Source organism: Sulfitobacter profundi (genome assembly GCF_042661425.1).
In the GTDB taxonomy this organism is placed as follows: Bacteria; Pseudomonadota; Alphaproteobacteria; order Rhodobacterales; family Rhodobacteraceae; genus Sulfitobacter; species Sulfitobacter profundi.
Map to the genome: position 1 here is coordinate 2,685,590 of NZ_JBHSWA010000001.1, position 23,526 is coordinate 2,709,115.

The 23,526-nt window shown below is 62.9% G+C and carries 27 protein-coding genes and 2 pseudogenes; 11 read left to right on the plus strand and 18 right to left on the minus strand.

Annotated features, from left to right (window positions below; all coding sequences use genetic code 11):
• Positions 1-43 precede the first annotated feature (43 nt).
• Positions 44-427: a nuclear transport factor 2 family protein gene (locus tag ACFQAU_RS13980; RefSeq protein WP_120352229.1), complete on the plus strand. Its 384-nt coding sequence runs from the start codon at positions 44-46 to the stop codon at positions 425-427.
• Here the strand turns inward: ACFQAU_RS13980 and ACFQAU_RS13985 are convergent.
• The gene (locus tag ACFQAU_RS13985) at positions 424-1,437 is read right to left on the minus strand and encodes a Hint domain-containing protein (protein ID WP_132444523.1); all 1,014 of its coding nucleotides are present in this window, start codon (positions 1,435-1,437) and stop codon (positions 424-426) included. The genes ACFQAU_RS13980 and ACFQAU_RS13985 overlap by 4 nt on opposite strands.
• A gap of 138 nt (positions 1,438-1,575) precedes the next feature.
• On the opposite strand from ACFQAU_RS13985, the gene ACFQAU_RS13990 reads away from it, so the two are divergent.
• From ACFQAU_RS13990 to ACFQAU_RS14010, 5 genes are all read left to right on the plus strand, one after another.
• Entirely contained in the window at positions 1,576-2,355 is a 780-nt protein-coding gene (locus tag ACFQAU_RS13990; protein ID WP_067941767.1) for an SDR family oxidoreductase, read from the plus strand.
• 142 nt (positions 2,356-2,497) lie between these two features.
• A complete protein-coding gene (locus ACFQAU_RS13995) occupies positions 2,498-3,856 on the plus strand; it encodes an SLC5/6 family protein (RefSeq protein WP_132444524.1) in 1,359 nt (452 codons plus the stop codon).
• Positions 3,857-3,918: 62 nt separating this feature from the next.
• Entirely contained in the window at positions 3,919-4,986 is a 1,068-nt protein-coding gene (locus tag ACFQAU_RS14000; RefSeq protein ID WP_386283933.1) for an ABC transporter ATP-binding protein, read from the plus strand.
• Positions 4,983-5,333: a Lin0512 family protein gene (locus ACFQAU_RS14005; protein WP_132444526.1), complete on the plus strand. Its 351-nt coding sequence runs from the start codon at positions 4,983-4,985 to the stop codon at positions 5,331-5,333. The genes ACFQAU_RS14000 and ACFQAU_RS14005 overlap by 4 nt, the downstream gene beginning before the upstream one ends.
• Complete coding sequence (locus tag ACFQAU_RS14010; RefSeq protein ID WP_120351309.1) at positions 5,326-5,682, plus strand: Lin0512 family protein; 357 nt, start codon at positions 5,326-5,328, stop codon at positions 5,680-5,682. The genes ACFQAU_RS14005 and ACFQAU_RS14010 overlap by 8 nt, the downstream gene beginning before the upstream one ends.
• A 63-nt stretch (positions 5,683-5,745) precedes the next feature.
• On the opposite strand, the gene ACFQAU_RS14015 is transcribed toward ACFQAU_RS14010, so the two are convergent.
• Positions 5,746-6,351, minus strand: a complete 606-nt coding sequence (locus tag ACFQAU_RS14015) for a helix-turn-helix transcriptional regulator (protein ID WP_386282976.1) — start codon at positions 6,349-6,351, stop codon at positions 5,746-5,748.
• 238 nt (positions 6,352-6,589) lie between these two features.
• Between ACFQAU_RS14015 and ACFQAU_RS14020 the strand changes: the two genes are divergently transcribed.
• The 4 genes and pseudogenes from ACFQAU_RS14020 to ACFQAU_RS14035 all read left to right on the plus strand — a co-directional run bounded on the left by ACFQAU_RS14020 (position 6,590) and on the right by ACFQAU_RS14035 (position 9,254).
• The gene (locus tag ACFQAU_RS14020; protein WP_093926540.1) at positions 6,590-6,859 is read left to right on the plus strand and encodes a twin-arginine translocase TatA/TatE family subunit; all 270 of its coding nucleotides are present in this window, start codon (positions 6,590-6,592) and stop codon (positions 6,857-6,859) included.
• A 4-nt stretch (positions 6,860-6,863) separates the two neighbouring features.
• Entirely contained in the window at positions 6,864-7,547 is a 684-nt protein-coding gene (gene tatB / locus ACFQAU_RS14025) for a Sec-independent protein translocase protein TatB (protein WP_132444527.1), read from the plus strand.
• A 5-nt stretch (positions 7,548-7,552) separates the two neighbouring features.
• Positions 7,553-8,410 carry a twin-arginine translocase subunit TatC gene (gene tatC / locus ACFQAU_RS14030; protein WP_067626153.1) on the plus strand — a complete coding sequence of 286 codons (858 nt, stop codon included), beginning with the start codon at positions 7,553-7,555 and terminating at the stop codon, positions 8,408-8,410.
• Between the two features lie 41 nt (positions 8,411-8,451).
• Positions 8,452-9,254: pseudogene (locus ACFQAU_RS14035) on the plus strand (ATP-binding protein).
• 62 nt (positions 9,255-9,316) lie between these two features.
• On the opposite strand, the gene ACFQAU_RS14040 reads toward ACFQAU_RS14035, so the two are convergent.
• The 11 genes and pseudogenes from ACFQAU_RS14040 to cysG all read right to left on the minus strand — a co-directional run bounded on the left by ACFQAU_RS14040 (position 9,317) and on the right by cysG (position 18,800).
• The gene (locus tag ACFQAU_RS14040; protein ID WP_162931846.1) at positions 9,317-10,573 is read right to left on the minus strand and encodes a M23 family metallopeptidase; all 1,257 of its coding nucleotides are present in this window, start codon (positions 10,571-10,573) and stop codon (positions 9,317-9,319) included.
• A gap of 60 nt (positions 10,574-10,633) precedes the next feature.
• Positions 10,634-11,290 carry a protein-L-isoaspartate(D-aspartate) O-methyltransferase gene (locus ACFQAU_RS14045; protein WP_007120302.1) on the minus strand — a complete coding sequence of 219 codons (657 nt, stop codon included), beginning with the start codon at positions 11,288-11,290 and terminating at the stop codon, positions 10,634-10,636.
• Positions 11,287-12,069 (minus strand): annotated as a pseudogene (surE, locus tag ACFQAU_RS14050) (5'/3'-nucleotidase SurE). Before surE ends, ACFQAU_RS14045 begins: the two are co-directional and overlap by 4 nt.
• Positions 12,070-12,141: 72 nt before the next feature.
• Complete coding sequence (locus ACFQAU_RS14055) at positions 12,142-12,795, minus strand: SDR family NAD(P)-dependent oxidoreductase (RefSeq protein ID WP_120351303.1); 654 nt, start codon at positions 12,793-12,795, stop codon at positions 12,142-12,144.
• Positions 12,796-12,860: 65 nt separating this feature from the next.
• A complete protein-coding gene (locus ACFQAU_RS14060; RefSeq protein WP_067626161.1) occupies positions 12,861-13,121 on the minus strand; it encodes a pilus assembly protein PilZ in 261 nt (86 codons plus the stop codon).
• A 189-nt stretch (positions 13,122-13,310) separates the two neighbouring features.
• Positions 13,311-14,159, minus strand: a complete 849-nt coding sequence (locus ACFQAU_RS14065; protein WP_067626163.1) for a ferredoxin--NADP reductase — start codon at positions 14,157-14,159, stop codon at positions 13,311-13,313.
• Between the two features lie 67 nt (positions 14,160-14,226).
• Positions 14,227-14,655: a DUF934 domain-containing protein gene (locus ACFQAU_RS14070; RefSeq protein WP_132444530.1), complete on the minus strand. Its 429-nt coding sequence runs from the start codon at positions 14,653-14,655 to the stop codon at positions 14,227-14,229.
• Complete coding sequence (locus ACFQAU_RS14075) at positions 14,652-15,380, minus strand: phosphoadenylyl-sulfate reductase (RefSeq protein ID WP_120352227.1); 729 nt, start codon at positions 15,378-15,380, stop codon at positions 14,652-14,654. Before ACFQAU_RS14075 ends, ACFQAU_RS14070 begins: the two co-directional genes overlap by 4 nt.
• 51 nt (positions 15,381-15,431) lie before the next feature.
• The gene (locus ACFQAU_RS14080) at positions 15,432-17,108 is read right to left on the minus strand and encodes a nitrite/sulfite reductase (RefSeq protein WP_132444531.1); all 1,677 of its coding nucleotides are present in this window, start codon (positions 17,106-17,108) and stop codon (positions 15,432-15,434) included.
• A complete protein-coding gene (locus tag ACFQAU_RS14085) occupies positions 17,108-17,404 on the minus strand; it encodes a DUF2849 domain-containing protein (protein WP_120351300.1) in 297 nt (98 codons plus the stop codon). The genes ACFQAU_RS14080 and ACFQAU_RS14085 overlap by 1 nt, the downstream gene beginning before the upstream one ends.
• Position 17,405: 1 nt before the next feature.
• A complete protein-coding gene (gene cysG / locus ACFQAU_RS14090; protein WP_132444532.1) occupies positions 17,406-18,800 on the minus strand; it encodes a siroheme synthase CysG in 1,395 nt (464 codons plus the stop codon).
• Between the two features lie 144 nt (positions 18,801-18,944).
• Here cysG and ACFQAU_RS14095 point away from each other — a divergent pair, with 144 nt between their 5' ends.
• A complete protein-coding gene (locus ACFQAU_RS14095) occupies positions 18,945-19,406 on the plus strand; it encodes an Lrp/AsnC family transcriptional regulator (protein WP_067265010.1) in 462 nt (153 codons plus the stop codon).
• 38 nt (positions 19,407-19,444) lie between these two features.
• On the opposite strand, the gene tpiA is transcribed toward ACFQAU_RS14095, so the two are convergent.
• The 5 genes from tpiA to ACFQAU_RS14120 all read right to left on the minus strand — a co-directional run bounded on the left by tpiA (position 19,445) and on the right by ACFQAU_RS14120 (position 23,470).
• Positions 19,445-20,194, minus strand: coding sequence for a triose-phosphate isomerase (gene tpiA / locus ACFQAU_RS14100; RefSeq protein WP_132444533.1), 750 nt, complete (start codon positions 20,192-20,194; stop codon positions 19,445-19,447).
• Positions 20,195-20,279: 85 nt separating this feature from the next.
• Positions 20,280-20,642, minus strand: coding sequence for a HesB/IscA family protein (locus ACFQAU_RS14105; protein WP_120351297.1), 363 nt, complete (start codon positions 20,640-20,642; stop codon positions 20,280-20,282).
• Positions 20,643-20,785: 143 nt separating this feature from the next.
• Positions 20,786-21,409, minus strand: a complete 624-nt coding sequence (locus tag ACFQAU_RS14110; RefSeq protein WP_386282994.1) for a DUF3307 domain-containing protein — start codon at positions 21,407-21,409, stop codon at positions 20,786-20,788.
• Positions 21,410-21,523: 114 nt separating this feature from the next.
• Positions 21,524-22,141 (minus strand): hypothetical protein, encoded by a 618-nt coding sequence (locus ACFQAU_RS14115; RefSeq protein ID WP_132444535.1) that lies wholly within the window; start codon positions 22,139-22,141, stop codon positions 21,524-21,526.
• A 117-nt stretch (positions 22,142-22,258) separates the two neighbouring features.
• Positions 22,259-23,470 carry a glycerophosphodiester phosphodiesterase family protein gene (locus ACFQAU_RS14120; protein ID WP_132444536.1) on the minus strand — a complete coding sequence of 404 codons (1,212 nt, stop codon included), beginning with the start codon at positions 23,468-23,470 and terminating at the stop codon, positions 22,259-22,261.
• Positions 23,471-23,526: the final 56 nt, after the last annotated feature.

Below are 23,526 nucleotides of genomic sequence, written 5' to 3' on the forward strand. Positions count from 1 at the left end.
AGGCCTAACATGAGAACATAAGTGGTACATGGAGGAATTTGCGATGGAACTGAAAGAGATTGCACAAGAGTTGGTTAACGGCTGCCGTGCCGGTGCGGCCAAAGTACGCGAGAACCTTGATAAGCTATATGCCGAAGATGCCGTATCCGTAGAGGCCGCCGATATGGGCGGGCAGGGGCGTGAGACGCATGGGATCAAGGCGATCCACGGCAAACACGACTGGTGGGAAAACGCGATGGAGGAACACGCGAGTGAAGTCTCAGGCCCGTTCTATTTTGGTGATGAGCAGTTCAGCGCGGTCTTCAAGGTCGACGCCACCGACAAGCAGAGCGGCGATCGCTTTCAGATGGAAGAGATCGGCGTTTACCACGTGAAAGACGGCAAAATCGTCCGGGAAGAGTTTCACTATGCCGTTGAGGCACCTTAACGGGTAGAGGCTTTGCGCAGCAGCGCCGCCGCATCGGGGCGCTTGAGCAACGCCTCGGCCAGATCGAGCCCGGCATGGGGCAGGTCGGAATGGCCGGGGATCACCTCGCCCAAGGCCGCGGCCATTTCCGGCGGCAGCACCGACCGGGTGCGGCTGTCGACCAGCATGGATTCGGCTGCGATCCCTTCGGCGTAGATGATCTGATGCCCGTCAAAGAGCAGTTGGAAGTAGTCGACAAAGCCGCCGTCCTGCACGGTTACGCTTTCGCCGTTCACAAGATGCCGCGCTTTCACAAGCAGTTCCGAGCGGCCCGCGCCCATCTCATCACTGCGTTGATAGATGAAGAGCCGGTGATCGGGGCTGACGATCAGGTCATGTTCGTTGTTCAGCGTGCCTGCCTGAATGCGGATCGGGGCGAATTCGCCCACCGCGCGCAGGGTGCTTTGACCGATCCAGCGTAGGGTTTGAACGCCGTCGTCGCGGGGTAGGATACGGTCACCGACGCGAAGGTCTTCGATGGGGCGCAACTCTCCGGTGCTGAGCGAGATATGGGTGCCGCGTGTGAAGGACACGCAGGCGAGTTGGCCGAATTTCTGACGTGCGGTCTGGGTGTCGATGCCCACAATACGGTAGCCCGTTTGCGGTGTCAGCGGGCCTAGCGGCAAAAGGTACACCTCAGCCGCGTGGCCCTTGCCATCAACCTCGACCAGCAGCAGCGCCTCTTGGGTTTGCCCGTCGGGCGACATCAGCGTGAGCAGGCTGTCGAGATGCAACTCAGCACCGGGGCTGCCCACGCCGGTATCCTCGGCAAGCTGCAATTGATCCCCCGGCAGGGTCAGCAGGGACAGGCGCAAAGGCTCTGCCGCACGGTCCAGCTCATAGACGTCATCCAGCACCAATTCAGCGGCAAAACCCAGCGTATCGCCCATATTCGCCCCGTCGCTCGCGCAAAATTGCCCGGCGCGGTAGACGGCGATGTTCTGTGCGGGGGCGGTGCGGGTGCGGGACATGACGGGCCTTTGGCTTTAGGGCTTTCGCCAGCGGGATAAGGTAGAATTGTGGCCCGGATGGGTCAAGGCTCGGGTGATTTGCTGGCATTGGCCGCAGGGCGTGGTAGGCATATGCAAATGCATAGGAGGAATCGCAAAATGGATTTGGGAATCAAGGGGAAGAAGGCGCTGGTCTGTGCCTCATCCAAAGGGCTTGGCCTTGGCTGCGCCGAAGCTCTTGCGGCGGCAGGGGTCAACCTTGTGATGAACGCACGCGGCGCCGAGGCGCTTGAGGCGTCGGCAGAACGTATCCGTCAGGACTATGGCGTCGAAGTCGTCACCGTGGCGGCGGATGTGGCCACCGAAGAGGGTCAGGCGCTGGTCATCAAGGCCGCCGAGGGCTGTGACATTCTCGTCAACAACGCGGGTGGCCCGCCTCCGGGGATGTGGCATGACTGGGACCGCGAAGATTTCATCAAGGCGCTCGATGCCAATATGCTGGCCCCCATCGCGTTGATCAAAGCGCTGGTGCCCGGCATGATGGAGCGCGGCTGGGGTCGGGTCGTGAACATCACCAGCCAGTCGGTGCGCGCGCCGATTGCTGTCTTGGGGCTGAGTAACTCGGCACGGACCGGGCTTACGGGCTATGTCGCGGGCACCGCGCGTCAGGTCGCGGGCAAGGGGGTCACGATCAACAACCTGCTGCCGGGCATCCATGCCACCGACCGCGCGGATTCGCTGGATGCGGGTGTGGTCAAGGCCAAGGGCATCACGCTGGACGAGGCCCGCGCCGAGCGGCAGGCGGGCATTCCCGCAGGCCGCTATGGCACCCGTGATGAATTCGGCGCGACCTGTGCGTTCCTTTGTTCGCAGCACGCGGGCTTCATCGTGGGCCAGAACCTGCTGCTGGATGGCGGCGGCACCAATCTCACCATGTAAGCAGAGCTTGGCCGGGGCGAGCGTCCCGGCCATTGCGCTTCGCATCGGATCACATTCCTGACAGCAGCGGTTTCAGCGCTGGCGGGGATTGAGGGCGGCGGCTAACCCTTGAGGGTCAGCTTTTCGCAAAAGGTCCGTCCGCATGCAAACCACCGTTCTTGTCCTTCTTTTCGCGGCCATAATCCTTGCCAGCCTGCTGGTGGCCCCGCGTCGCGCAACGGTCGAAGGGTTCTTTGGCGGCGCCAATGCGGCGGGCCGTGCGCCGGGGCTTTGGGTGCTGGTGCTAAGCCAAGTCACCACATGGATCTTTGCCCGTAGCCTGATGAACGCCGCGATCTTGGGCTATTTCTACGGCATCGCGGGCACGCTGGCCTATGCGGCCTATTACGGGTCGTTCCTGACAGGCGGCTTTATCGTGGGGCAGTTGCGCCGGGGCGGCGCGCGGTCGGTGCAGGACTGGCTGGGCGGGCATTTCGGGCGTTCGGGCACGGCGGCCTATAACCTCGTGATCGGGCTGCGGCTGCTGTCCGAGGTCTTTGCCAATCTGCTGGTCGTTGCGCTGATTTTCGAGGCTGTCTGGCCGGGGTCCGGCACGCTGGCGGTGCTGATCGTCGCTGCGCTCGGCTTTGGCTATTCGGCATGGGGCGGGCTTTCCGCCGCGCTGCGCACGGATGTGGTGCAGATGCTGGTCTTTCTTGTTGTTTTCGGCCTTGCGCTTGGCGCGCTGCTGCTAAGCCCGGGGTTCGAGCTTGGCGCGGTGCTGAGTGCGCCGGGCGTCTCGGGGCCCTACAACGGTTGGGTGCTTTTGGCGGTCGCCCTGTTGCAGGTCTTTTCCTACCCCGCCCATGACCCGGTGATGATGGACCGCGGCTTTCTGGCGGATGAGGCAACCACGCGGGCCTCTTTCCTGCACGCCTTTTGGATTTCGACACTCTGCATCATCGGCTTTGGCTTTTTCGGCATCCAAGCCAGCCTGACCGGTGCGGCCTATGAAGGCGAATTGATCGGCACATGGGGGCAGATGTTTCCGGGCTGGATTTTCGTGGCGCTGATGCTGTCGCTGCTCGTCTCGGCGCTGTCGACGCTCGATTCCGCATTGGCCTCGGCCGCGCGGCTGATGGTCGAAGAATGGCGCATCGCGCCGCGCAGCCTGAGGGGCGGGCGGCTGGTGATGGCGGGGTTCATGGCGCTTGGTGCGCTGTTGACGCTCTGGGGCAACGCCACGCTTTTCGATGCTGTGGCGGTCAGCGGGACCGCGTCGATGTTCCTTACCCCGGTGCTGCTGGTGGGGCTGGTGGCGGGGCGCCGCATCGCGGTCTGGAGTTACCTCGCCGCCTTTGCCGCCGCGATGCTCGGGGCTGCGGCCTATTTCGCGCGGGGCTGGGCGCCGGTGGCGGCCCTTCTGCCCGAGGGGCATAAATACGAGCAATTGTTGGTAATTTGCGTGATCGTGCTACTGGCCGGGTTCGCAGCGGTGCTTGCGGGGGCGCGGCGAGGCTGATAGCTGGGTTTCCGAGTGATTTGATCGGATACCGCAGTTTCCATGAGTGACCCCACCCCCGTCTGGAAATCCGCAGTCTGCGCCGCGCCTATGGCGGGCGGCAGGTTGTCGATGACGTGTCTTTGCAGATCATGCCGGGGCAGGTGACCTGTCTGCTCGGCCCCTCGGGCTGCGGCAAATCCACCACGCTGCGCATGATCGCGGGCGTTGAGATGCAAGACAGCGGCACGATCCACGTCGATGGCAAGTTGATCTGCGACACCATGTTTCGCGTCCCGCCAGAGCGGCGCGAGATTGGGCTGATGTTTCAGGACTTTGCTCTGTTTCCGCATCTTAGCGTGGCCGATAACGTGGGCTTTGGCCTCAAGAAAGGCACCAAGGCCGAGAAGCGCAAGCGGATTGAGGAATTGCTCGAACGGGTGGACCTGCTGCGCTATATCGACGGCTATCCGCACCAGCTTTCGGGCGGGGAGCAGCAGCGCGTGGCGCTGGCCCGTGCGCTGGCGCCGCAGCCGCGCATCATGCTGATGGACGAGCCCTTTTCCGGCCTCGACAACCGTCTGCGCGACGGCATCCGCGATGAGACCCTGAGCATCCTGAAAGAAGAGGACACTGCCGTTCTGCTGGTCACCCATGAGCCGGATGAGGCGATGCGCATGGCCGATGAGATTGCGCTGATGCGCGACGGCAAGATCGTCCAGCAGGGCGCGCCCTATAACGTCTATACGCGGCCCGTCGATCGCGCCTCTGTCGCATTTTTCAGCGATGCCAATGTGCTTGAGGCCACGGTGACCGGGGCGCTGGCCGATACCGTCTTTGGCCAATTCCTTGCCCCGGGGGTACCCGATGGCACGCCGGTAAATATTGTCTTTCGCCCGCAACACCTGCGCATCGACTTTGACCGTGCAGGCAAAGGCCCACGCCCCACGGCGACCGATGGCACCCCGGCCCGCGCCGTGGTGGAACGCGCGCGCTTTATGGGGAACGAAAGCCTTGTTGAATTTGTGTTGGAAGAGGACGGATCGCGGCTCAAGGCCACGGTGCCAAATGTCTTTTTGCCGCAACCCGGCGCCGTCATGTGGCTGACCGTGCGCCGCGACCGCTGCTTTGTCTTTCCGGTGACGGCATGAAGCCCCTGATGGTAGAATTCGGCATGGGGTCGTCCCTGCGCCGCGCCGACTATACGCAGGCCGCGACCCGCGCGGTGCAGGATGCGCTGTGGCATAACTCGATCAATCTGGCAGAGCTTTTTGGTTTCGATAGGTCCGCCATGCGGATCATCCTCGACGTGGGCGTGCAACGGCCCGGTCTGGTCGACGCCGAAGCGCTGCGCGCGGTCTTTCCCTATGGCGAGGTGACGGTGAACCTGCATCACGGCGGGTTGGATGTGCCGCGCCCCGAAGGAGAGGGGAACCCGACCGTCATGGCGAATGTGGCCCTTTCCGTGGGCTTCGACATGGAGCCTGCCGATGACTGAGCAGCGGATCATCATCGAAATGGGCATGGGCAACGATCTGCACGGGATGGACTATACCAAAGCCGCCGCCCGCGCGATCGAGGATGCCCTGCGCCATTCCTCTCTGCCGCTTTTCGGCGCGCTTGACGTGACACCGGACCAGATGCGTGTGCAGGTCACCGTGGCGGTGCAAGAGCCTGAAAAGGTGGATGTCGACGCGCTGGTGGCCAATCTGCCGCGTGGCCGGGCCGAGGTACGTGCCGTGAAGGGCGGGCTGAACGTGCCGACGGGGCAGGATACCATCGTGATCGCGCAGGCGAGTGTCGAGGCGTTCTTGCCGCTGCAGACCGGTTGGCAACTGAAGGGCTGAGCCGGGGGCAGACCGTCCGGGCGGTCTGGGCCAGCCAAGCGGACCTGCGCCCGTGATTCAGGGCTAGGGGTGGTAGTCAGCCAGCGTTTTGCCCGGCTCGTCGACGAACAGCTCTGGCAAGGCCTCGGCGCTCTCGATCTGATCGATCGCGTAGGTAGCAAATCCCTTTTCATCTTGGCACCAGGCGGTCAGCATCCAAAACCGCCCCCAATTCTCAACCTTCATTGGCCGTAGCACGCGGGTCTCTTCCCCCGCGACCCCGATCCGCAGCTTCTGACGCGCCAGCACCGCGGCGCGCAGCACCGGCAGATGGGCAAAAACCCGTGTGGCCTTGCCCTGCGCCGTCAGCGCCTGCGACCAAGCGGCCCCCTCGGCGATGGTTTCGGTGGGCAAAACTGCGTCGAACTTGGCGGCCAATGTCTCTGCCGCGCCCTGCAAGGCGGGGTCTCCAACCTCTGCCGCGACAGCAAGGCCGAGGTTCAGCGCCTCCAATTCAGACGGGGTTAGTGTCAGCGGGGGCAGGGTGATCGCCGGGGTGATCCGATAACCTTCGCCCCGCGTTCCGACGATGGACAGGCCCGCCGCGCTAAGCTTGCCCATATCGCGGTAGATCGTGCGGGGAGACACCGAACAGCCGGGCCAAATCCTCGGCCCGGTGCAGCCGCCCATCCCGCAGCCTGTCGATCAACCGCACGAGCCGATCTTCGGTTTTCACTGACACCATGACGCCTCCTGACGCTCCTGACAAAAACATGTCACAAAGGGAATTGCACGCCCGAAAATCGGCAGTCCTTTGCCCGCAGCACCGCCCAACCGCCGCTTTGCCCCTTCATGGTCCTGCCGCCGCCCGCTATCACAGGCAGGACGGCGCTGCATGACTTGCGCCAAACATGATGGGAGAACAGACATGTTGAACAATATCGGACTGCCGGGCCTGCTGCTGATCGCGGTTGTCGTGCTGGTGCTTTTCGGCCGCGGCAAGATTTCCTCGCTTATGGGTGAAGTTGGCAAAGGCATCACTAGCTTCAAAAAGGGCATCAGCGAAGGCGAAGAAGAGACCAAGCGCACCGACGACATCAAACATGTCGACGAAGTGCACCATGCCGACCTGCCCGAGCATGCCGATCAGGGCACGCATCCCAAGACCGACCTGAAGGCCGACAAGGACCGGGTGTAACCCGATGTTCGATCTGGGTTGGACGGAACTTTTAGTCATCGGCGTGGTGGCCCTGATCGTGGTCGGCCCCAAGGACCTGCCCGTGCTGTTTCGGCGCGTTGGGCAATTCGTGGGCAAGGCCAAGGGCATGGCGCGTGAATTCAGTCAGGCCATGAACGACGCCGCCGACGAAAGCGGCATGCGCGAGATGTCGTCGTCGCTGAACAAGTCGCTAAAAACCGCGACCAACCCGCTGGGCAGCGCCATGGATGAGGTGAAGGACGCGACCCGCTCGCTGACCAACTTCGACCCCGAGAGCGAGACCGGCAAATTGGCGGCGCAAAAGGCCGAGGATGTGAAGAAGATCCAAGCCAGCACCGCCCGCGCCGCAGCCGAGCGCAAGCAACGCGAAGCGGCAGAAGCCATGTCTCAGGCTGAGGCGGCAGAGGCGAAGTTGTCTGACGCGACCCCGGCCCGGGACGAAGCTGCGAAAGCTGCACCGGCACGGCCCGTGATCGAGAAAGACGCGGCACCAGCCAAGGCGGCGCCTGCTAAAGCGGCCTCACCCAAAGCGGCGCCGGTCAAAGCAGCGGCCAAAGCAGCGCCGGCCAAAGCAGCGCCGAAAAAGCCTGCTGCCAAGAAACCCGCTGCGAAAAAGCCTGCTGTCAAAAAGCCAGCGGCAGCCAAACCCGCTGCGAAAAAAGAGTAAGTTAAATGAGCGCCTCCGACGACTATGAGATCGACGACAGCTCGGCCCCGTTGATCGAACATCTGGCCGAACTGCGCACGCGGCTCATCCATTCGGTCATCGCCTTTATCATCGGCATGGTGATCTGCTTTACCGTCTGGAACCCGATCTTCAACTTCCTGACCGAACCGCTGTGTTCGGCCATGGCGGAACGGGGCCAAGAGGATTGCGGGCTGATCCTGATCAAACTGCAAGAAGGTTTCTTCGTTGCGATCTCGATCTCGCTTTTGGGTGGTTTGGTGCTGGGCTTTCCCTTCATCAGCTACCAGCTTTGGCGCTTCGTGGCACCGGGGCTCTACAAGAACGAAAAGGGCGCTTTTCTGCCCTTTTTGATCTCCTCGCCGGTGATGTTTTTCCTTGGTGCGGCCTTTGCCTTTTACGTCGTCACGCCGCTGGCCTTCGATTTCTTCCTTGGGTTCCAGCAGGCGGGTACGCTCGTCGGTGAGGGGCCAGAGGGTGAGAACGGCATCGCGGCCATCGCATTCCAAGGCTCGGCGCAGGAATACCTCTCGCTTACGATCAAGTTCATCGTGGCCTTTGGCCTGTGCTTCCAGCTTCCCGTGCTGCTGACCCTGATGGGCAAGGCCGGGCTGGTCAGTTCCGAAGGTCTGGGCAATGTGCGCAAATATGCCGTGGTGGCGATCCTTGTGTTGGCTGCCCTTGTCACGCCGCCAGATGTGATCACGCAGGTGATCTTGTTTGTTGTTGTCTACGGCCTTTACGAAATCTCGATCTTCCTCGTGCGTCGGGTCGAGAAAAAGCGCGACGAGAAGCTGCGCGAAGAGGGCTACTTTGACGACGAAGACGAGGAAGACCTGCTGTGATCGACGATCCGATGGACCGTATCGCAGCGGCGCTGGAGCGTATGTCTCCGGCGCCGCTGTCCGCCCCGGACTTTGACGCCGCGACCGCATTCGTCTGGCACACCGACCCCGACCGTCTGGTACCGGTGCCGCAGGTCGCGCGATCGACCTGCCGCTGTTGATTGGCGTCGACCGGGCGCGGGATACCCTTCTGGCCAACACCCGCCAATTCGCGGCGGGTCTGCCTGCGAACAACGCGCTGCTCTGGGGTGCGCGTGGCATGGGAAAATCCAGTCTTGTCAAAGCGATACACGCAGATGTTCAGGCATCACATGAAGCGTTGCGCATCGTCGAATTGCAGCGCGAAGACCTGCCCTCGGTCGGGCGGATTCTGACACTGCTGCGCGGGGCGTCGCAGCGGTTTATCCTGTTTTGCGATGACCTTAGCTTTGGCCAAGATGATGCGCATTACAAGTCGCTGAAGGCGGTGCTGGATGGCGGCATCGAAGGGCGGCCCGAGAATGTGGTGCTCTACGCCACCTCGAACCGCCGTCATCTGATGCCGCGCGACATGATCGAAAATGAGCGGGGCAGTGCGATCAACCCTTCGGAGGCGGTCGAGGAAAAGGTCTCTCTCTCCGATCGTTTCGGGCTTTGGCTTGGGTTCCATCCCTGCGATCAAGACCAGTATTTGGCGATGATCCGCGGCTATTGCGATGCCTTCGGCGTAGAAATCGACGACGACACCCTGCGCGCAGAGGCTGTCGAATGGCAGGCCACACGCGGGGCGCGGTCGGGCCGTGTGGCATGGCAGTATTTCTTGGATTTGGCTGGCAGAAAGGGCGTTCCCGTCTCAGGAGGGTGACCGCGCCTGTCTGGTGCTTCAGCAAAGAGGCCCGCAAGTTCTGCGGGCCTTTTTTTGTTTGATTACTGGATGTAGGGCGTCGGATCGACGCTCTCAAAGCCCTTGCGGACCTCGAAATGCACATGCGATTCCGATCCGCCGCGCAGTTTGGCGATCTGCTGGCCCCGGCTGACGGTATCGCCCTTGGCGACATTCACGCCGTCCACATTGGCATAGACCGTGAGCAGGTTGTCCGGGTGGCGCACCACGACAATCGGAATGCCCTCGGCGCTTTTGGTGATCGCGGCCACGGTGCCCCCTTCGGCGGCCTTCACCGGCCCGCCGGGGTTGCCCTTGATGTTGATGCCCTCGTTCTTGCCCTTGGAATAGGCGCGGATGATGGAGCCTTGGACCGGCGGTGTCATCTTCGTCGTTTTTGCAGGGGCGGTGGGTTTGCCGACATCGGCCACAGGCTCTTTCGGCTCGACTTTGGGTGGCAATGGTTTCGCCGTCTCATCCTGCGGCAGCGGTTTGGCCGCCGAAGGAGGCGTCGGCGTGGGGCTGCCCGCGCCGGGTGCGCTGGTGACAGGTTGCACGGGGCGCGAGGCGGCGGCACTGGATGCGGTGTTGGTCGCCTGACGCGGGGGCGCTTGTTTCTCTACCGGGATCAGCAGGAATTGCCCCTCGCGGATCGCGAAATCGGGGCCTAGGCCGTTCCACTCCGCCAGCGCTTTGACCGGCACGTTATAGAGGCGCGCAACGGTATAGGCGGTCTCGCCACGCTCGACCCGGTGGCGCACCGGCTCTTTCGCCGATTGCGGCGCGGTAGGCTGAGGCGCTGTGGGCTGCGGCGCGGTGGTGCCGGTGCTTGCAGGGGGCAGGCTTTGCGTTTGCACGCTCGGCGTCGCCGGGGCGCGGTCGATGGCGCTGCCCGCAAGGGTGGTGATATCGACGGCGCCATTGGTGCCGGGGGCAGGTTCGGCGACCCGCCGGGGCAGGGCGATGATCTCTCCTTGGCGAAGCGGGACGCCCGGATCAATGCCATTGTAGCGTGCGAGTTCGCCGCTGTCGGCCCCGACACGCGCGGCCACGTCTTTCAGCGTATCGCCACGGCGGGCGACGGCGACTTGATAATTGGGGTAGGCGATCACGCCCCGTGCGTCGGGCTTGGGGCGGTCCGCCAACGGGCCGCGTGCCGCTTCGGCGGTGGAAAACCCATCGCCAAAGGTGCTGCGCATATCGTAATCCAGTGGCTGATTTTCGCAACCTGCCAGCAGTATCGCACTGGTCCCGGCCATTAGGGTCAGCCGCATGGGGCGGCGCAAGCGTGTTTGGCGCATCTGCAAGTCCTCATCTTCGCCCCAGACGGTAAGGGGCGTTGTCCGTGTCTCTCTAACCTATTAGCCGTCCTTGCCCAAGCCTTCCAGCAGGGGGACAAAGCGCACGGCGCGCAATTCGTCGTATTCCAGCCCATCAGCGGTCTTTCGCACGCGGATGAGGTGTTGGACGGTGTCGGATTGGCCGACGGGCAGCACCATGATGCCGCCTTCTTTGAGCTGGGCCAGCAGGGGGCCGGGCGGGTCTTCGGCGGCGGCGGTCACGATGATCCGGTCAAAGGGTGCCTGTTCGGCTAGGCCAAAGCTGCCATCGGCGGTGATCGCGGTGATGTTGTTAAGATCCATCGCCTCGAACACGCCGCGCGCCTCTTGCACCAAGCGCCGGTGCCGGTCGATCGTATAGACCCGCCGCGCGAGCTTGCTGAGGATCGCGGCCTGATAGCCCGAGCCGGTGCCGATTTCGAGCACCTTATCGCGCGACGACACCTGCAAGGCTTGACTCATCAAACCCACGACAGAGGGCTGGCTGATGGTCTGACCGCAGGCGATGGGCAGGGGCATATCCTCATAGGCGCGGCTGGCGAAGAGGCCGCGGATAAAGGGGCCGCGGTCGATCGCTTCCATCGCTGTCAGCACGCGCGCATCGGTCACTCCCTTGGAGCGCAGCGCATAGAGGAACTGCATCTTGCGTTCCGCCTCAGAGATCGGCTCTTCGTTCATCCGTTGATGCCCGACAATGTTTCAAGCGCCGCGTGGTCGGTCAGGTCACAGCGCATTGGGGTGACCGAGATATAGCCATCAAGGTTCACGCAGGCGTCACTGCCGGGCGCTGTCTGCACGCGCTGGTCGCCGCCTTTGATCCACAAAAAGCGGCGGCCCGAGGGCGACAGATGCGCCTCGGTGGAGAACCCGGTGGCGGGGCGGCGGCCTTGAGGGGCGAGCCGGATGCCGCGCACATCGGCGCCCGCGACGGGGGAAGTTTACGTTATAAAACAGGCCGTAGGCGGCATCTTCGCTGGGGCTATGCTCCAGAATGCGGCGACAGGTCTCGACGCCATGCTGGGCTGCGGCCTCAAACGGATCAGCCAGATCGCGGTTGGCGGGGCCGTAGTATTGCGACAGGGCGATGGCGGGCAGACCCTGCAAGGCCGCCTCGATCGCGCCGCCGAGCGTGCCGGAGTAGAGCGCGTTTTCAGCCGCGTTGTTGCCCCGGTTCACGCCCGAAAGCACCAGATCGGGGGCGCGGCGGTCATCGTGTCGTGGATCGCGGCAAGGACGCAGTCAGCGGGAGAGCCTTCGGTGGCAAAGACGCGGTCGTTCAATTGCGAAATCATCATCGGTTTGGTGTAGCTGATGCAATGGCCGACGCCGGATTGCTCAAACGCGGGTGCGACGGTCCAGACCTCGCCCTTGGGCCCGGCCAATTCCTCGGCAATGGCGCGCAGCACGGCCAGACCGGGCGCGTTGATGCCGTCATCGTTTGTAATCAAAATACGCATGAAAGGCCCCTTTTTGCCTTGATAGGCGAGGGGCGGACCGGCGGCAAGCGCAGCGCGCCGGTGCCGCGCGGTTCACAAGGCGGAGTTTTCCGACAGTTGCGCCAATACCGCAGCGGCCTGCGTGGCCGTGTCGCTGAGCGCCGCGCGGTCTTCACCGGGAAAGAAACGCGCGCGGGTGGCAGTGGGCATCGGGTCGGGGGTGAGGATATGCACGCGCGGGCCGATCTGCGCGGTTTCAACCTGCCAAGAGGTCGCCAGCGCGATCTGCGCGGCCTTGGTCGACCCGTAGCTGCCGAAGAATTTCGTGCCAGCACGCGGATCATCAAAGAAGACCGCCGTGCCCTCTGCCCCCAAAAGCGGGGAGACAAAGGTGATCAGCCGCGCCGTGGCGGTGACATTGCCCGCGATGGATTTCTCCATATCCTTGGCGTCAATGTGATCGGTGGGCGTTAGTGGGGCTGCGTGCACGGCGCAGTGCAGCCAGAGGTCAAGCCCGCCCCAACGGTCGTGGATGCCCCGGCAAAGCACCGCCATCGCATCGGCGTTGGTGATGTCCATCGGGGCCAGTGTGGCGCTGCCACCCTCGGCTTGGATACGGTCATCCAGCTCTTCCAACGCGCCGGTCGTGCGACCGACGGCGATGATGTGGTGGGTGGGGGCCAAAGCCTCTGCCAGAGCGGCCCCAAGGCCGCGCGACGCGCCGGTGATCAATGCTGTCTTGCTCATGCCCGCGATGTGCACTGCCCCGGGCGGCAGGTCAAGAGGCGCGGTGTCGCGCCTCCTTGAGCCGCTCAGCCCTGCGGCAGGCGCAGCACTTTGTTGCCGCGGCGGCTGGAAAGCACCAATGTGCCTTGCCCAATGGCCGCAACAACGCCGCCAGCGACTTGGTCGCCCACTTCAACGCGGGAGATTTTGCCGCCGCCTTCGCGGATCAGCGCGCCGGGCGTAGCGTCGCTGCCGAAAATACCAATCAGCGCTGTGCTGGACAGATCGGCCTTTTCAGTTGCCAGATCGGAGACTTTCTTTGGGGTCGGGGTCCCAGTGCTCGTCATGATGTGCCTTTCGCCTGTGGTTGCGTTTTGCGCGGCAGTCCCCCGCGCTCGCAAGGCGTCAGCTAACCCCTGCCGCAGTGCAGCGGAAGGGGGCGTTTTTGGGATGCGCAGGGTTCTGCCAGAGCGTCGGCAAAGCAGCGCCGACGACTCACTTGTAACGCTGCGACCTTTCGTAAGGCTTAACCTGGGTTAGCCCACAAAGGCCTTTTCCACGACGAAATGCTGGGGGTCGGAATTGGCGCCCTCGGTGAGGCCAAAGCCTTCGAGGATCTCCATGATATCCTTGTTGAAGCCCAAGCTGCCGCAGACCATGGCGCGGTCGTGGGCGGCGTTGATCTGAGGCACGCCGAGATCTTTGAACACCGTGCCATCCTGCAAAAGGTTCGTGATCCGGCCCATCTTGGGGCTCTCTTCGCGGGTGGTGGTCGGGTAATAGCGGATCTTGGCGAGGTTTTCGGGGCCGATCAGCTCTTGCATCAGTTCGTCGGCCTTCAGCCCTTCGATCAACTGGCGGCCATATTCCAGTTCCGCCACATCGCGGCAGGTGTGGGTGACGATGACCTCATCGAATTTCTCATAGGTCTCAGGCTCGCGCAGCAGGCTGGCAAAGGGGGCAAAGCCCGTACCGGTGGCGAACATCCACAACCGGTCGCCCGGCAGCAGCGCGTCATGCACCAGCGTGCCCACGGGCTTGGGCCGCAGGATGATCTGGTCGCCGGGCTGGATGTGCTGCAGTTTCGAGGTCAGCGGGCCATCCTGCACCTTGATCGAGTAGAACTCCAGCTCATCGTCCCACGCGGGGGAGGCGATGGAATAGGCGCGCAGCAGGGGTTTTTGTTTGCCCGTCTCGGGGTGCGGATCGCCCATCAGGCCGATCATGACAAACTCGCCCGAGCGGAAGCGCAAGGACGCGGGCCGCGATACCCGGAACGAGAAAAGCTGATCCGTCCAGTGGGTGACAGAGGTCACGGTCTGGGCGTCGGGCAACGTCGGGACGGGCTTGGCGGCGGTTTGGTTCACTGTGCTCTGCTCGGTCATCATGGTTTCCGCAAATCGGTTTGCGGCCTCTACTTATGGCAAGGAAGGGGGAGGGCAATGAAGCGGCCTATTTGGCCGCCGCTGCCTGTGGGAAGGCTCCGCGAAGGCGGGACTGATAGTCATGGGCCTGCCAATCGGCGCGGGCCAGCCATTGGTCCTCAGGTTGACGCGCGGCCAGATCATCGTCGATCTCAACCTCATCAAAACCCGCGCGGCGGGCCATGGCGTATTGGTCGGCCAGCACATGCCCGCGGGCGCGCAAACGGCCCGTGTAGCCCCGCAGGCGCAGGACACGTGCGATGGTAAAGCCGCGCCCATCCGCGAAAGAGGGGAAATTGACGCGGATCATCTCCAGCGCCGGGGCGAGGGAGAGGGCATGGGCATCGGCGTCAGAGGCCAGATCGACGGCGCGGCAATCATTCGCCGCACCATCCTCGCAATAGCCATGGGTCCAGTCGTCGGCGGTGAAACCTGTGTCGGTTACGAGTACGCTCATGATTTGTCTCCTGTTCGGACCACTTTGCCGTTCACAAAGTGGATGCCGCATTCTTCTTTGTTCTGATCGCGCCAGCGCCCGGCACGCGGGTCTTCGCCGGGTGCCACGGGCGAGGTGCAGGGTGCGCAGCCGATCGAGGGATAGCCCTTGGCCACCAGCGGATGCCGGGGCAGGCGGTTCTCGGTGATGTAATCGGCCACATCCGAGGTTGCCCAATAGGCCAGCGGGTTCACCTTGATGCGCGGGGCAGCGCCATCGTCGGGGATCTCGACTTCAAAGAACTCCAAGGCCGCGCGGCTGCCGGATTGAAAGCGTTTGCGTCCGGTGATCCAGCCGTCATAGCCCGCCAGCGCGTTCTGCAAGGGCCGCGTTTTGCGCAATGCGCAGCAGGCGTCGGTGTCATACTGGTGCAGCGTGCCATCGGGATCCTGTGCTGCGATCTCTTCGCTGCGCAGGGTGGTGACCTTGCGCAGGCCCAGCCGCTCGCTCAGCTCCTGCTGGTAGACGAGCGTTTCGGCAAAGAGCATCTCGGTGTCGATAAAGAGCACCGGGATATCCCGCGACACCATTGAGGCAAGGTGCAAGAGCGCCACCGATTCCGCGCCAAAGCTTGAGACGAGGGTGAGGTTCTCGATCTCGGCATAGGCGCGGCGGATGACATCCGTCGCCCCGTGGTGGCGCAGGTCCGCGTTGAGCCGTGCGACTTTTTCCTCGACCGCGCGCAGCCCCTCGGGGGCGGCGCATCGGTATTTGAGAAAGGATGAAGTTCAGGGGTGTCAAGCGGCATTGGCCCGGTCCTTATTGGCCGTCTCGGGGTAGAGCACCGCTTTGAAAGGCGCGAGGCCGAGGCGGCGGTAGGCTTGCAAGAAGGTCTCTGCAGGATCGTTGCGCAGGTCGAGGTAGCCCAGAACAAGGCGTTCGATGGCCGGAATGATCTCCTCGGCCGAGAAGCCGGGGCCGGTGCGGGTGCCAAGACTCGCATCCTCGGTGCCATCGCCGCCAAGGGTGATCTGGTAGTTCTCCACGCCCGCGCGGTCGAGGCCGAGGATCCCGATGTGGCCCACATGGTGGTGGCCGCAGGCGTTGATGCAGCCCGAGATCTTGATCTTGAGCGGGCCCACGTCATGCTCCAGCTTCAGCTCGTCAAAGCGGGTGGCGATTTCTTGGGCGATGGGGATCGAGCGGGCGGTGGCCAGCGCGCAATAGTCCATGCCGGGGCAAGCGATGATGTCCGAGATCAGGCCGATGTTGGCAGTAGCCAGCTTGGCCTCTTTCAGCGCGGCATGCAGTTCGGGCAGGTCGCTGCGGTGCACGTGGGGCAGGATCACGTTCTGCTCGTGGCTGATGCGCAGCTCGTCATGGCCGAAGCAGCGGGCGAGGTCGGCCATCACGCGCATTTGGTCGGCTGTGGCATCACCCGGTGTGGCGCCGTGGGCCTTGAGGCTGATCGACACGATGGCATAGCCCGGCGCGCGGTGTTCGGCGAGGTTGGTATCGGCCCATGCGCGGAAGACCGGATCGTTGGTATAAGCAGACTCGTAGGCCGCGAGGGAGGCGGTTTTGAACTGGGGTGCTGCGAAATCGGATTCAATGCGCGACAGCACTTGTTGATCCACGCCGGTGAATTGGCTGCGGATCAGGGCGTATTGCGCGTCAACGCGGGCGCGGATGTCTTCGATGCCGTTTTCATGCACGGTGATCTTGATCCGCGCTTTGTATTTGTTATCGCGGCGGCCCAGCACGTTGTAGACGCTGACGATGGCTTCGAGCGTGGGCAGGAGGTCGTCGGCACTGACGAAATCATAGAGCACCTTGCCGATCATCGGGGTGCGGCCAAGGCCGCCACCGACGATGACTTCGAAGCCCTGTTCGCCATCGCGTTCGACGATGCGCAGCCCGATGTCATGGGCTTTGATCACCGCACGGTCGGCGGCGGCACCGGTGACGGCCACCTTGAACTTGCGCGGCAGGAATTGGAATTCCGGGTGGTCGGTGGACCACTGGCGGATCAACTCGGCCACGGGGCGCGGGTCGGCGACCTCATCGGCGGCGGCACCGGCGAAATGGTCCGCCGTCACGTTGCGGATCGTGTTGCCGGAGGTCTGGATGGCGTGCAGGTTTACCTCGGCCAGCGCGTCGAGCATGTCGGGCACGTCGCGCAGCTCGGGCCAGTTGTACTGGATGTTCTGGCGCGTGGTGAAGTGGCCGTAGCCCTTGTCCCATTTCTCGGCGATGAAGGCGAGCTTGTCCATTTGCGCGCTGCTCAGCGTGCCATAGGGGATCGCCACACGCAGCATATAGGCGTGCAGTTGCAGGTAGAGCCCGTTCATCAGGCGCAGGGGTTTGAACTCATCCTCAGTGAGCGAGCCGTCGATGCGGCGCTCGACTTGGGCGCGGAACTGGGCGTTGCGCTCGGCGAGGAATTTGTCGTCGAATTCGGTATAGCTATACATCACAGGGTCTCCTGTTTGCCGTGGGCGTAGTTCGACGGGCCTTTGGCGCGGAACTCTTCGCGAAAGTGTGTGGGCTTGGGGCCGCTGGCCTCGGGGGCCACATCAGCGAGGTAGACGCCGACAACCAGATCCTGCTGGCTCAGCGCGTCGATCAGGCGCAGATCGGCGTCGGCCTCATCGGTCAGCACTTCGGCCTCGGAAAGGCTGCGGGTCCAGCCGGTGGCGGTTTGGTAGACAACGTCGCCTTCGAGCAGCGCATTGGCGGTGATGACCTTGGGGGTGAAAGGCTTGGGCATATCAGGCCAGCTCCTCTAGCGGGGTTTGGGTGGCAGCTTGGACGGCGGCGCGCGGGGCGAGGCCGTAGAAGGTGAGCGCGGGGCCGGTCATTTCGGCATCGGCCAGATCGCGCGGCAGATCGTTGAGCGTGGTGGACAGCACCCGCTGATCGGCGCGCGAGGCGTTTTCGATCACAGTCACGGGCGTGGCGCGGTCGGCGCCGTGCATCAGCAGGCGGCCTTGGACAAAGCGGGCGGATTTCTTGCCCATGTAGATCGCGGCGACTTCATTCGGGCGCGCAAGGGCGGCCCAGTCGTGATCGGCGAAACCTTTCATGTCGTGCCCGGTCAGGAAACGGACCGAGGCATTGCGGCCGCGTTTGGTCAGGCTTTGACCGATGCCCGCCACAGCGGCAGAGGCGGCGGTGATGCCGGGCACGATGTGCCAGCCGATGTCATGGGCGTCGACCGCGTCGATCTCTTCGTCGAGGCGGCCAAAGACCGTTGCATCGCCGGATTTCAGCCGCACGACCTGTGCGCCGCTTTGGGCGTGCTCGACCAGCAGGGCGTTGATGTGCTCTTGGGCCGTGGAGGGGCCAAAACCCTCTTTGCCCACGTCGATCATCAGCGCTTCGCGGCGGGCGAGTTCGAGGATTTCGGGGCTGATCAGGCGGTCGTAGATCACCACATCGGCTTCATCCAGCGCGCGGCGGGCTTTGAGGGTCAGCAGTTCCGGATCGCCGGGGCCGCCGCCAACGAAAGCCACATGGCCGTCGCGGGCTTCGCGGGCGAGGTGGGTCTGCAAGAGGTCTTTCAAAGCCGGGCGCACGGTGTCCTTGCCTTCGGCCATGGCGCGGGGGCCAGTGGCGAAGTAATACTCACGCCAGAAGTCGCGACGCGCGCGGCCCATGGGCAGGGCGTCGGCCAGCTTGCGAAAGCCTTTGCCGATCCGCGCGAGCGGGCCAAGTGTGACGGGCAGACGCTCTTCCAAGTCGGCTTTGATGGCGCGGGCCAGCACCGGGGCGGCGCCTTCGGTGCCGATGGCCACGGTCACCGGGTCACGGTCGACGATGGCGGGGGTGATGAACTGGCTATCATGCAGGTTGTCGACGATGTTCATCAATACGCCCGCCGCGCGGGCAAGGGCTGCATTCTCGGCATCCAGCGCGTCATCTTCATCGGCTGCGTAGAACAATAGTGCACCGGGCAGGTCGGTGGCAGTGAGGGCGCGGCGGTGCAGGGTCAGCTTGCCCGCCGCCTGCCATTCGACAAGCTCTGGCGCGGGGTCGGGCGCAAAGATATGCAGCGCGGCTTTGGTCTTCATCAGCAGGCGCAACTTGGCCAGCGCCGCTTCGCCGCCGCCGGAAAGGAGGATCTTTTGCTCGCTCGTGGCGAGGAAGATGGGAAAGTGATCCATGATGCGCCCTGTATTCTGTTTGACGTGACCTCTTATATAGGAAATATTCCCGATAATTGGCTAGTTGCTGGCGCAGATAAGAACATGTGTTCGCTATGGCCGTAGGTTGAGTATGAACGTCCTGCCGGGACGAGAGAGAAGAGAATGACTGTCCGAATTGATGAGACCGACCGGAAGATTTTGGCGCAGCTGCAACGGGATGCGAGCCAATCGCTGGACGATATCGCTCGCGAAGTAGGCTCTTCGAAGACGCCTGTGTGGAATCGGATCCGCAAATTGCGCGAGGCCGGGGTGATTGGCCAGCAGACGGTTGTGCTTGATTCAGAGGCACTTGGATTCGAGGCGTGCTTTTTCGTTCTGATCCGCACGTCAGAGCATGAGGCGGCGTGGCAGGCGGCGTTTTTGCAGGCATTGAAAGACCGGCCCGAGGTCCAGGAAGCGCACCGTTTGGCAGGGGATATCGACTATATTTTGAAGGTGCGGGTCAAGAACGCGCGGGCCTATGACGTGTTCTATCAGGCGCTGATCTCAGAGGTGAAGGTGCACAACGTTACGGCGCTTTTGTCGATGGAAGAGATCAAGTCGACGACGATGCTACCGCTTTAAGAACGCGGGGCGGGGCACCACTGCCCGCCCCGGTTGTTTTAGGACTGCGCGAGCGCTGCCACGATGGGCGCGAAGTCTTCGGCCTTGAGGCTGGCCCCACCCACAAGCGCGCCGTCGACGTTTTCCACCGCGAAAATCTCGACAGCATTCGCGGCCTTGACCGAGCCGCCGTAGAGCAGGGGAAGCGCATTGCCGATCTCTGCACCGAAACGATCGATCAAGCGCGTGCGGATGAAGTCATGTACTTCTTTGATCTGTGCGATGCTGGGCACTTTACCGGTGCCAATGGCCCAGATGGGCTCATAGGCGATCACGGTATTTTCCGCATCAACCGCATCGGGGAGGGAGCCGTCGAGTTGCCCGCCGATGACGTCGAGCGTTTGATCAGCGTCCCGCTCGGCTTCGCTTTCGCCAATGCAGACGATGGCGGTGAGACCCGCGGCCCAGGCGGCACAGGTCTTGGCCTGCACGTCGGCGTCGGTTTCCCGGTGGGCGTCGCGGCGCTCAGAATGGCCGAGGATCACATGGGTGGCGCCGCTGTCGGCGACCATCGTGGCGGAGATGTCACCGGTATAGGCACCTGCACCTTCGGTATGGCAATCCTGCGCGCCGATTTGAATCGGGCTGCCGTGGGTCGCATCGGTGGCGCGGAACAACAATGTGCTGGGTGGGCAGATCACGACCTGCGGCGGGTTTTCGGGCAGGCCGGTGGCAAGGCTGTGAAGCTCTGCCAAAGAGGCGGCGGTGCCGTTCATCTTCCAGTTGCCGGCGGCGATTTTGGGGCGCATCGGATCCGTCCTGATCTGTTGATATTGCTAGATCAGTTCGCAGGCCCGCAGCCTTTCGTCAAGGCCGTGGGCCTGACGGGCGCGCTTACTTCGCGCCCAAGCTTTCGTCGAACTTGATGGATTCGCCGCAGCCGCAGGCTTCGGTCACATTGGGATTGCGGAACTTGAAACCGGACTCGAGCAGCGTTGTCTCATAGTCGATTTCGGTGCCAAAGAGGAACATCTGCGCCATCGGGGCGATCATCACCCGCGCGCCGTCCTGTTCGACGACCTCATCGTTGGGGTCAGTCGCTTCGACGTAATCCATGGTGTATTCCATGCCCGCACAGCCGCCTTTCTTGACGCCAATGCGCAGCCCTGCGTGGCCCGCCGATTGCATCAGTTTTGCAATCTGGCCAGCGGCTTTGGGGGTCATGGTGACGGCTTGCTTGCCGGGAATGCCAAACATGTCAAATTCTCCTATGCGGCCAAGATAGGGATGCGGGGCGGTGATCTCAAGCCGTCAAAGGGAATTCATTGCCGCCAGCGTAGCAAAGGCCACGATGAGCGCCCAACCGAAAGAGGCCAGCGTCCCGATGATGACGTATTCGCTTATTTTCTGGTTTTTTTCACTGTGTCAAAGCGCAGGATCGACTTTGCCGCGATGAGAAATCCGATGCTCGTAGGCTCGTCGATCATGACCATCAGAAAGATAAGCGCGCGTTCCAGCAGACCAATGACCCTGCCTGCGTTCTCCAAGCCGTCGGGCTGAGCTTGCGCTTTGTGGGGCAACATCAAGCCGCCTACGGCAGGCCCGCCTGCAAGGGTGGCGGTGATCAGCCCCGCAAGGAAGAAGGCAGGCGGAATGAGCGTTGTGCTGTGAGCAGCCCAGAAACCAATGGCAAAAGCCTCTGGAGTATAAAGGGTGAAGACCGCGATGGTCGCAAGATGGGCCGCTTGATCGGTGAGGTAGGGCCAGAGCCGCTCGCGGTGCTGCTCTGGAACGGCGTAGGTTTTGATCGCATCAATCCCGACATGGGCGAGGGCGAGAAGGCCAACTGGGAGGAGGCTGCCCCCGAGGGCCAGCGCAGTCGCGGCAAAGACGATGACACCGTGCAGCAGAAGTATGTGGGGTTTGCGTTTGGCGGCGACCATCGCGTTGGTCTGAAACACGAAATCCGCCAACAAATGGGCGAGCAGGCAAGCGAGGGCGGTGGCGATGGCCTGTTCGGTCATAAGGGGTCCGGCTGTTGGGGGTGGTTGTTATTTGAAAAGCTGCAGCGGGCTGTGGCAAGGGTCTTTCCCAAGAATAAATACAGGCATATTTGGCTGTAATGCCTGATAACAGCGTTATTGGGTTGTTTTTTGTTCCTCTAGCACGTCGCAAACCTCTCGCAATTCATCTATCCCCGCCGCGTCTACGTGGCCCTGAACACTCTGCTGCGTCAGGCCAAACCGCTGCGCGAGCTCCGCTTGCACGGGCGGCTCAGGGGCCAGCATGTAATAGGCGACATCGGCTTGGCGCTTGGTCCAACCGGTTGCGATCCGGTCGGCGAGGGGGAGGGCTGCACGCAACGCGAGGGTGGCATCCGGGGCATGCATGCGCCGCGCGCGGGGCATGGCGTCGAGGGCGTGACCGGAACGAACCAGCGCCGCCCCATCGGCACGAGCGAGGTCGTCGCCTGCGAAATGCGCCTCGCCTATTCCGATGCCAAAACGGGTGTCTGCGGTCTTGCCGCAGCGGCGCACGGCGGCGCGTAGAACGAGGGCCGCGCGGAGGGTGAACTTTGGCGCTACAGCCATTTGCCAGCCGTCACCGCGAAAGCGGGTCATGCGGCTGGACTGGCCTTGCCATGTCGTCAGGGCCTCGGCGGCGTCTTCGAGACGTGCGAAAACAGCATCCAACTCCGCCCGGCCCATCGCGGAGGATTTCACGATATCTCCGGTAAAAATTGCCCAAGTTTCCATGGCTTGCCCCTTGTTTCCCGCAATGTCGCAGGAAGGCGAAATCCATGCAAGCCCGGCCAACGAAAAGGGCCGCCCGAGATGGGGCGGCCCTGAGGATGGTCCAACGCGCGGCGCGGATCAGAGGCCCATGCAGTTCGCGTAATAGGTCACGGTTGCGGGCCAATCGGAGAAGACACCGGCCACGCCCACGTCTTGGGCCAGCACATCCAGCGCCACCAGATAGTCGCTGTCGTCTTTCACAACATCGTTGACCGACTGGAAATACCAACCGCCACCGGAGGCCAGCGGGCCGGAACGCTCCAGCGTCCAAGCGATCAGGGTCAGGCCTGCTTCTTTCGCGGCCATGGCGTAATCTGAGCCAGCAATTTCGCCCTCTTTGTTGGTCAGCATCATGTTGAGCGATGGGGCGAGGTAGTTGACGCCCTTGGCTTTCAGATCGGCGAAATCCTCGGCCCATGTCTCGGCGTTTTGCTCATCGAAACCGTCGGACCATTGTACCAGATAAACTGCCTGTTTGCCGAATTCGGGCGTGTTCTCAACCCAGTAGAGCACATCGTCAAGGTTGAAGGACTGCGGCCAAACGTCAGAGGCCGGGATGCCCGCAGCGACATATTCATCAACCAGTTTCTGCGCATAGTCTTCCTGAGAGAAACCGTCATGGGGCATCTCGACAGAGGGGGATTTCAGCTCGGGCGTGAATTTGGCGCCCAAGGATTTGAACAGGTCGATCGATTCCGCATGGGTCATCAGATCGGCTTTGTCGCTGTAAAGTTCGGTGCGGAAGTTCGCGACGCCGCCCTGATAGTCTTCGGCGGTGGTGGCGGTCTTGTCGGCACTGTCCATCTTGGGCGTCAGGGTGCGGAACTCTGCCAGCGTGATGTCAGAGGTGCGGCATTCGGCGCTGGCTGGCGTGTCGCCCGACGCGGCGGTGAAGCCGGTGGTGCATTTCTCGGCCAGATCAGAGACGAGGATGTTCGTCGTGGTGTGCAGATCGTTCTGCGCGTGGCGGCAGACCAGTTCATGGTCGGCGGTAAAGGTCACGTCGCATTCCAGAATGCCCGCGCCCATCCGCGCGGCGGCGACATTGGATTGCACGGTGTGTTCGGGAAACATCAGCGGCGCGCCCCGGTGCCCGATGGAGAAATCGGACTTGGCGGCGTCTTGACCCATGCAAGAGGCCAGCTTGTCCTTCAGGTCGCCCTCGGGCAGCTTATCCACCAGATAGGCGGGGCGGGGGCCGTATTCGACCGGTGTCGCTGCAGAATGAGCTTCGGCCAGCGCCATGCCGGGCGCGAGGGCCAGAGCGGCGAGAGAAACAAGGGTTCGCATAATGTTATCCGTTCGTGAATGAAGTTCTGGGCGCTTCTATGGGGGCTGTGTAACGG

Coding starts and splice junctions, on each gene's coding strand:
- tatB (WP_132444527.1), top strand. CDS start 6,864: ATGTTCGATCTGGGTTGGACGGAACTTTTAGTCATCGGCGTGGTGGCC.
- ACFQAU_RS13980 (WP_120352229.1), top strand. CDS start 44: ATGGAACTGAAAGAGATTGCACAAGAGTTGGTTAACGGCTGCCGTGCC.
- ACFQAU_RS14085 (WP_120351300.1), bottom strand. CDS start 17,404: ATGCCCAAGCCTTTCACCCCCAAGGTCATCACCGCCAATGCGCTGCTC.
- ACFQAU_RS13990 (WP_067941767.1), top strand. CDS start 1,576: ATGGATTTGGGAATCAAGGGGAAGAAGGCGCTGGTCTGTGCCTCATCC.
- ACFQAU_RS14065 (WP_067626163.1), bottom strand. CDS start 14,159: ATGACCGAGCAGAGCACAGTGAACCAAACCGCCGCCAAGCCCGTCCCG.
- ACFQAU_RS14105 (WP_120351297.1), bottom strand. CDS start 20,642: ATGTTTGGCATTCCCGGCAAGCAAGCCGTCACCATGACCCCCAAAGCC.
- ACFQAU_RS14040 (WP_162931846.1), bottom strand. CDS start 10,573: ATGCGCCAAACACGCTTGCGCCGCCCCATGCGGCTGACCCTAATGGCC.
- ACFQAU_RS14080 (WP_132444531.1), bottom strand. CDS start 17,108: ATGTATAGCTATACCGAATTCGACGACAAATTCCTCGCCGAGCGCAAC.
- ACFQAU_RS14120 (WP_132444536.1), bottom strand. CDS start 23,470: ATGCGAACCCTTGTTTCTCTCGCCGCTCTGGCCCTCGCGCCCGGCATG.
- ACFQAU_RS14055 (WP_120351303.1), bottom strand. CDS start 12,795: ATGAGCAAGACAGCATTGATCACCGGCGCGTCGCGCGGCCTTGGGGCC.
- ACFQAU_RS14010 (WP_120351309.1), top strand. CDS start 5,326: ATGACTGAGCAGCGGATCATCATCGAAATGGGCATGGGCAACGATCTG.
- cysG (WP_132444532.1), bottom strand. CDS start 18,800: ATGGATCACTTTCCCATCTTCCTCGCCACGAGCGAGCAAAAGATCCTC.
- tpiA (WP_132444533.1), bottom strand. CDS start 20,194: ATGCGCCCCAAAATCGCCGCCGGCAACTGGAAGATGAACGGCACCGCC.
- ACFQAU_RS14060 (WP_067626161.1), bottom strand. CDS start 13,121: ATGACGAGCACTGGGACCCCGACCCCAAAGAAAGTCTCCGATCTGGCA.
- ACFQAU_RS14020 (WP_093926540.1), top strand. CDS start 6,590: ATGTTGAACAATATCGGACTGCCGGGCCTGCTGCTGATCGCGGTTGTC.
- ACFQAU_RS14045 (WP_007120302.1), bottom strand. CDS start 11,290: ATGAACGAAGAGCCGATCTCTGAGGCGGAACGCAAGATGCAGTTCCTC.
- ACFQAU_RS14070 (WP_132444530.1), bottom strand. CDS start 14,655: ATGAGCGTACTCGTAACCGACACAGGTTTCACCGCCGACGACTGGACC.
- tatC (WP_067626153.1), top strand. CDS start 7,553: ATGAGCGCCTCCGACGACTATGAGATCGACGACAGCTCGGCCCCGTTG.
- ACFQAU_RS13985 (WP_132444523.1), bottom strand. CDS start 1,437: ATGTCCCGCACCCGCACCGCCCCCGCACAGAACATCGCCGTCTACCGC.
- ACFQAU_RS14115 (WP_132444535.1), bottom strand. CDS start 22,141: ATGGAAACTTGGGCAATTTTTACCGGAGATATCGTGAAATCCTCCGCG.
- ACFQAU_RS14095 (WP_067265010.1), top strand. CDS start 18,945: ATGACTGTCCGAATTGATGAGACCGACCGGAAGATTTTGGCGCAGCTG.
- ACFQAU_RS14110 (WP_386282994.1), bottom strand. CDS start 21,409: ATGACCGAACAGGCCATCGCCACCGCCCTCGCTTGCCTGCTCGCCCAT.
- ACFQAU_RS14015 (WP_386282976.1), bottom strand. CDS start 6,351: ATGGGCGGCTGCACCGGGCCGAGGATTTGGCCCGGCTGTTCGGTGTCT.
- ACFQAU_RS13995 (WP_132444524.1), top strand. CDS start 2,498: ATGCAAACCACCGTTCTTGTCCTTCTTTTCGCGGCCATAATCCTTGCC.
- ACFQAU_RS14005 (WP_132444526.1), top strand. CDS start 4,983: ATGAAGCCCCTGATGGTAGAATTCGGCATGGGGTCGTCCCTGCGCCGC.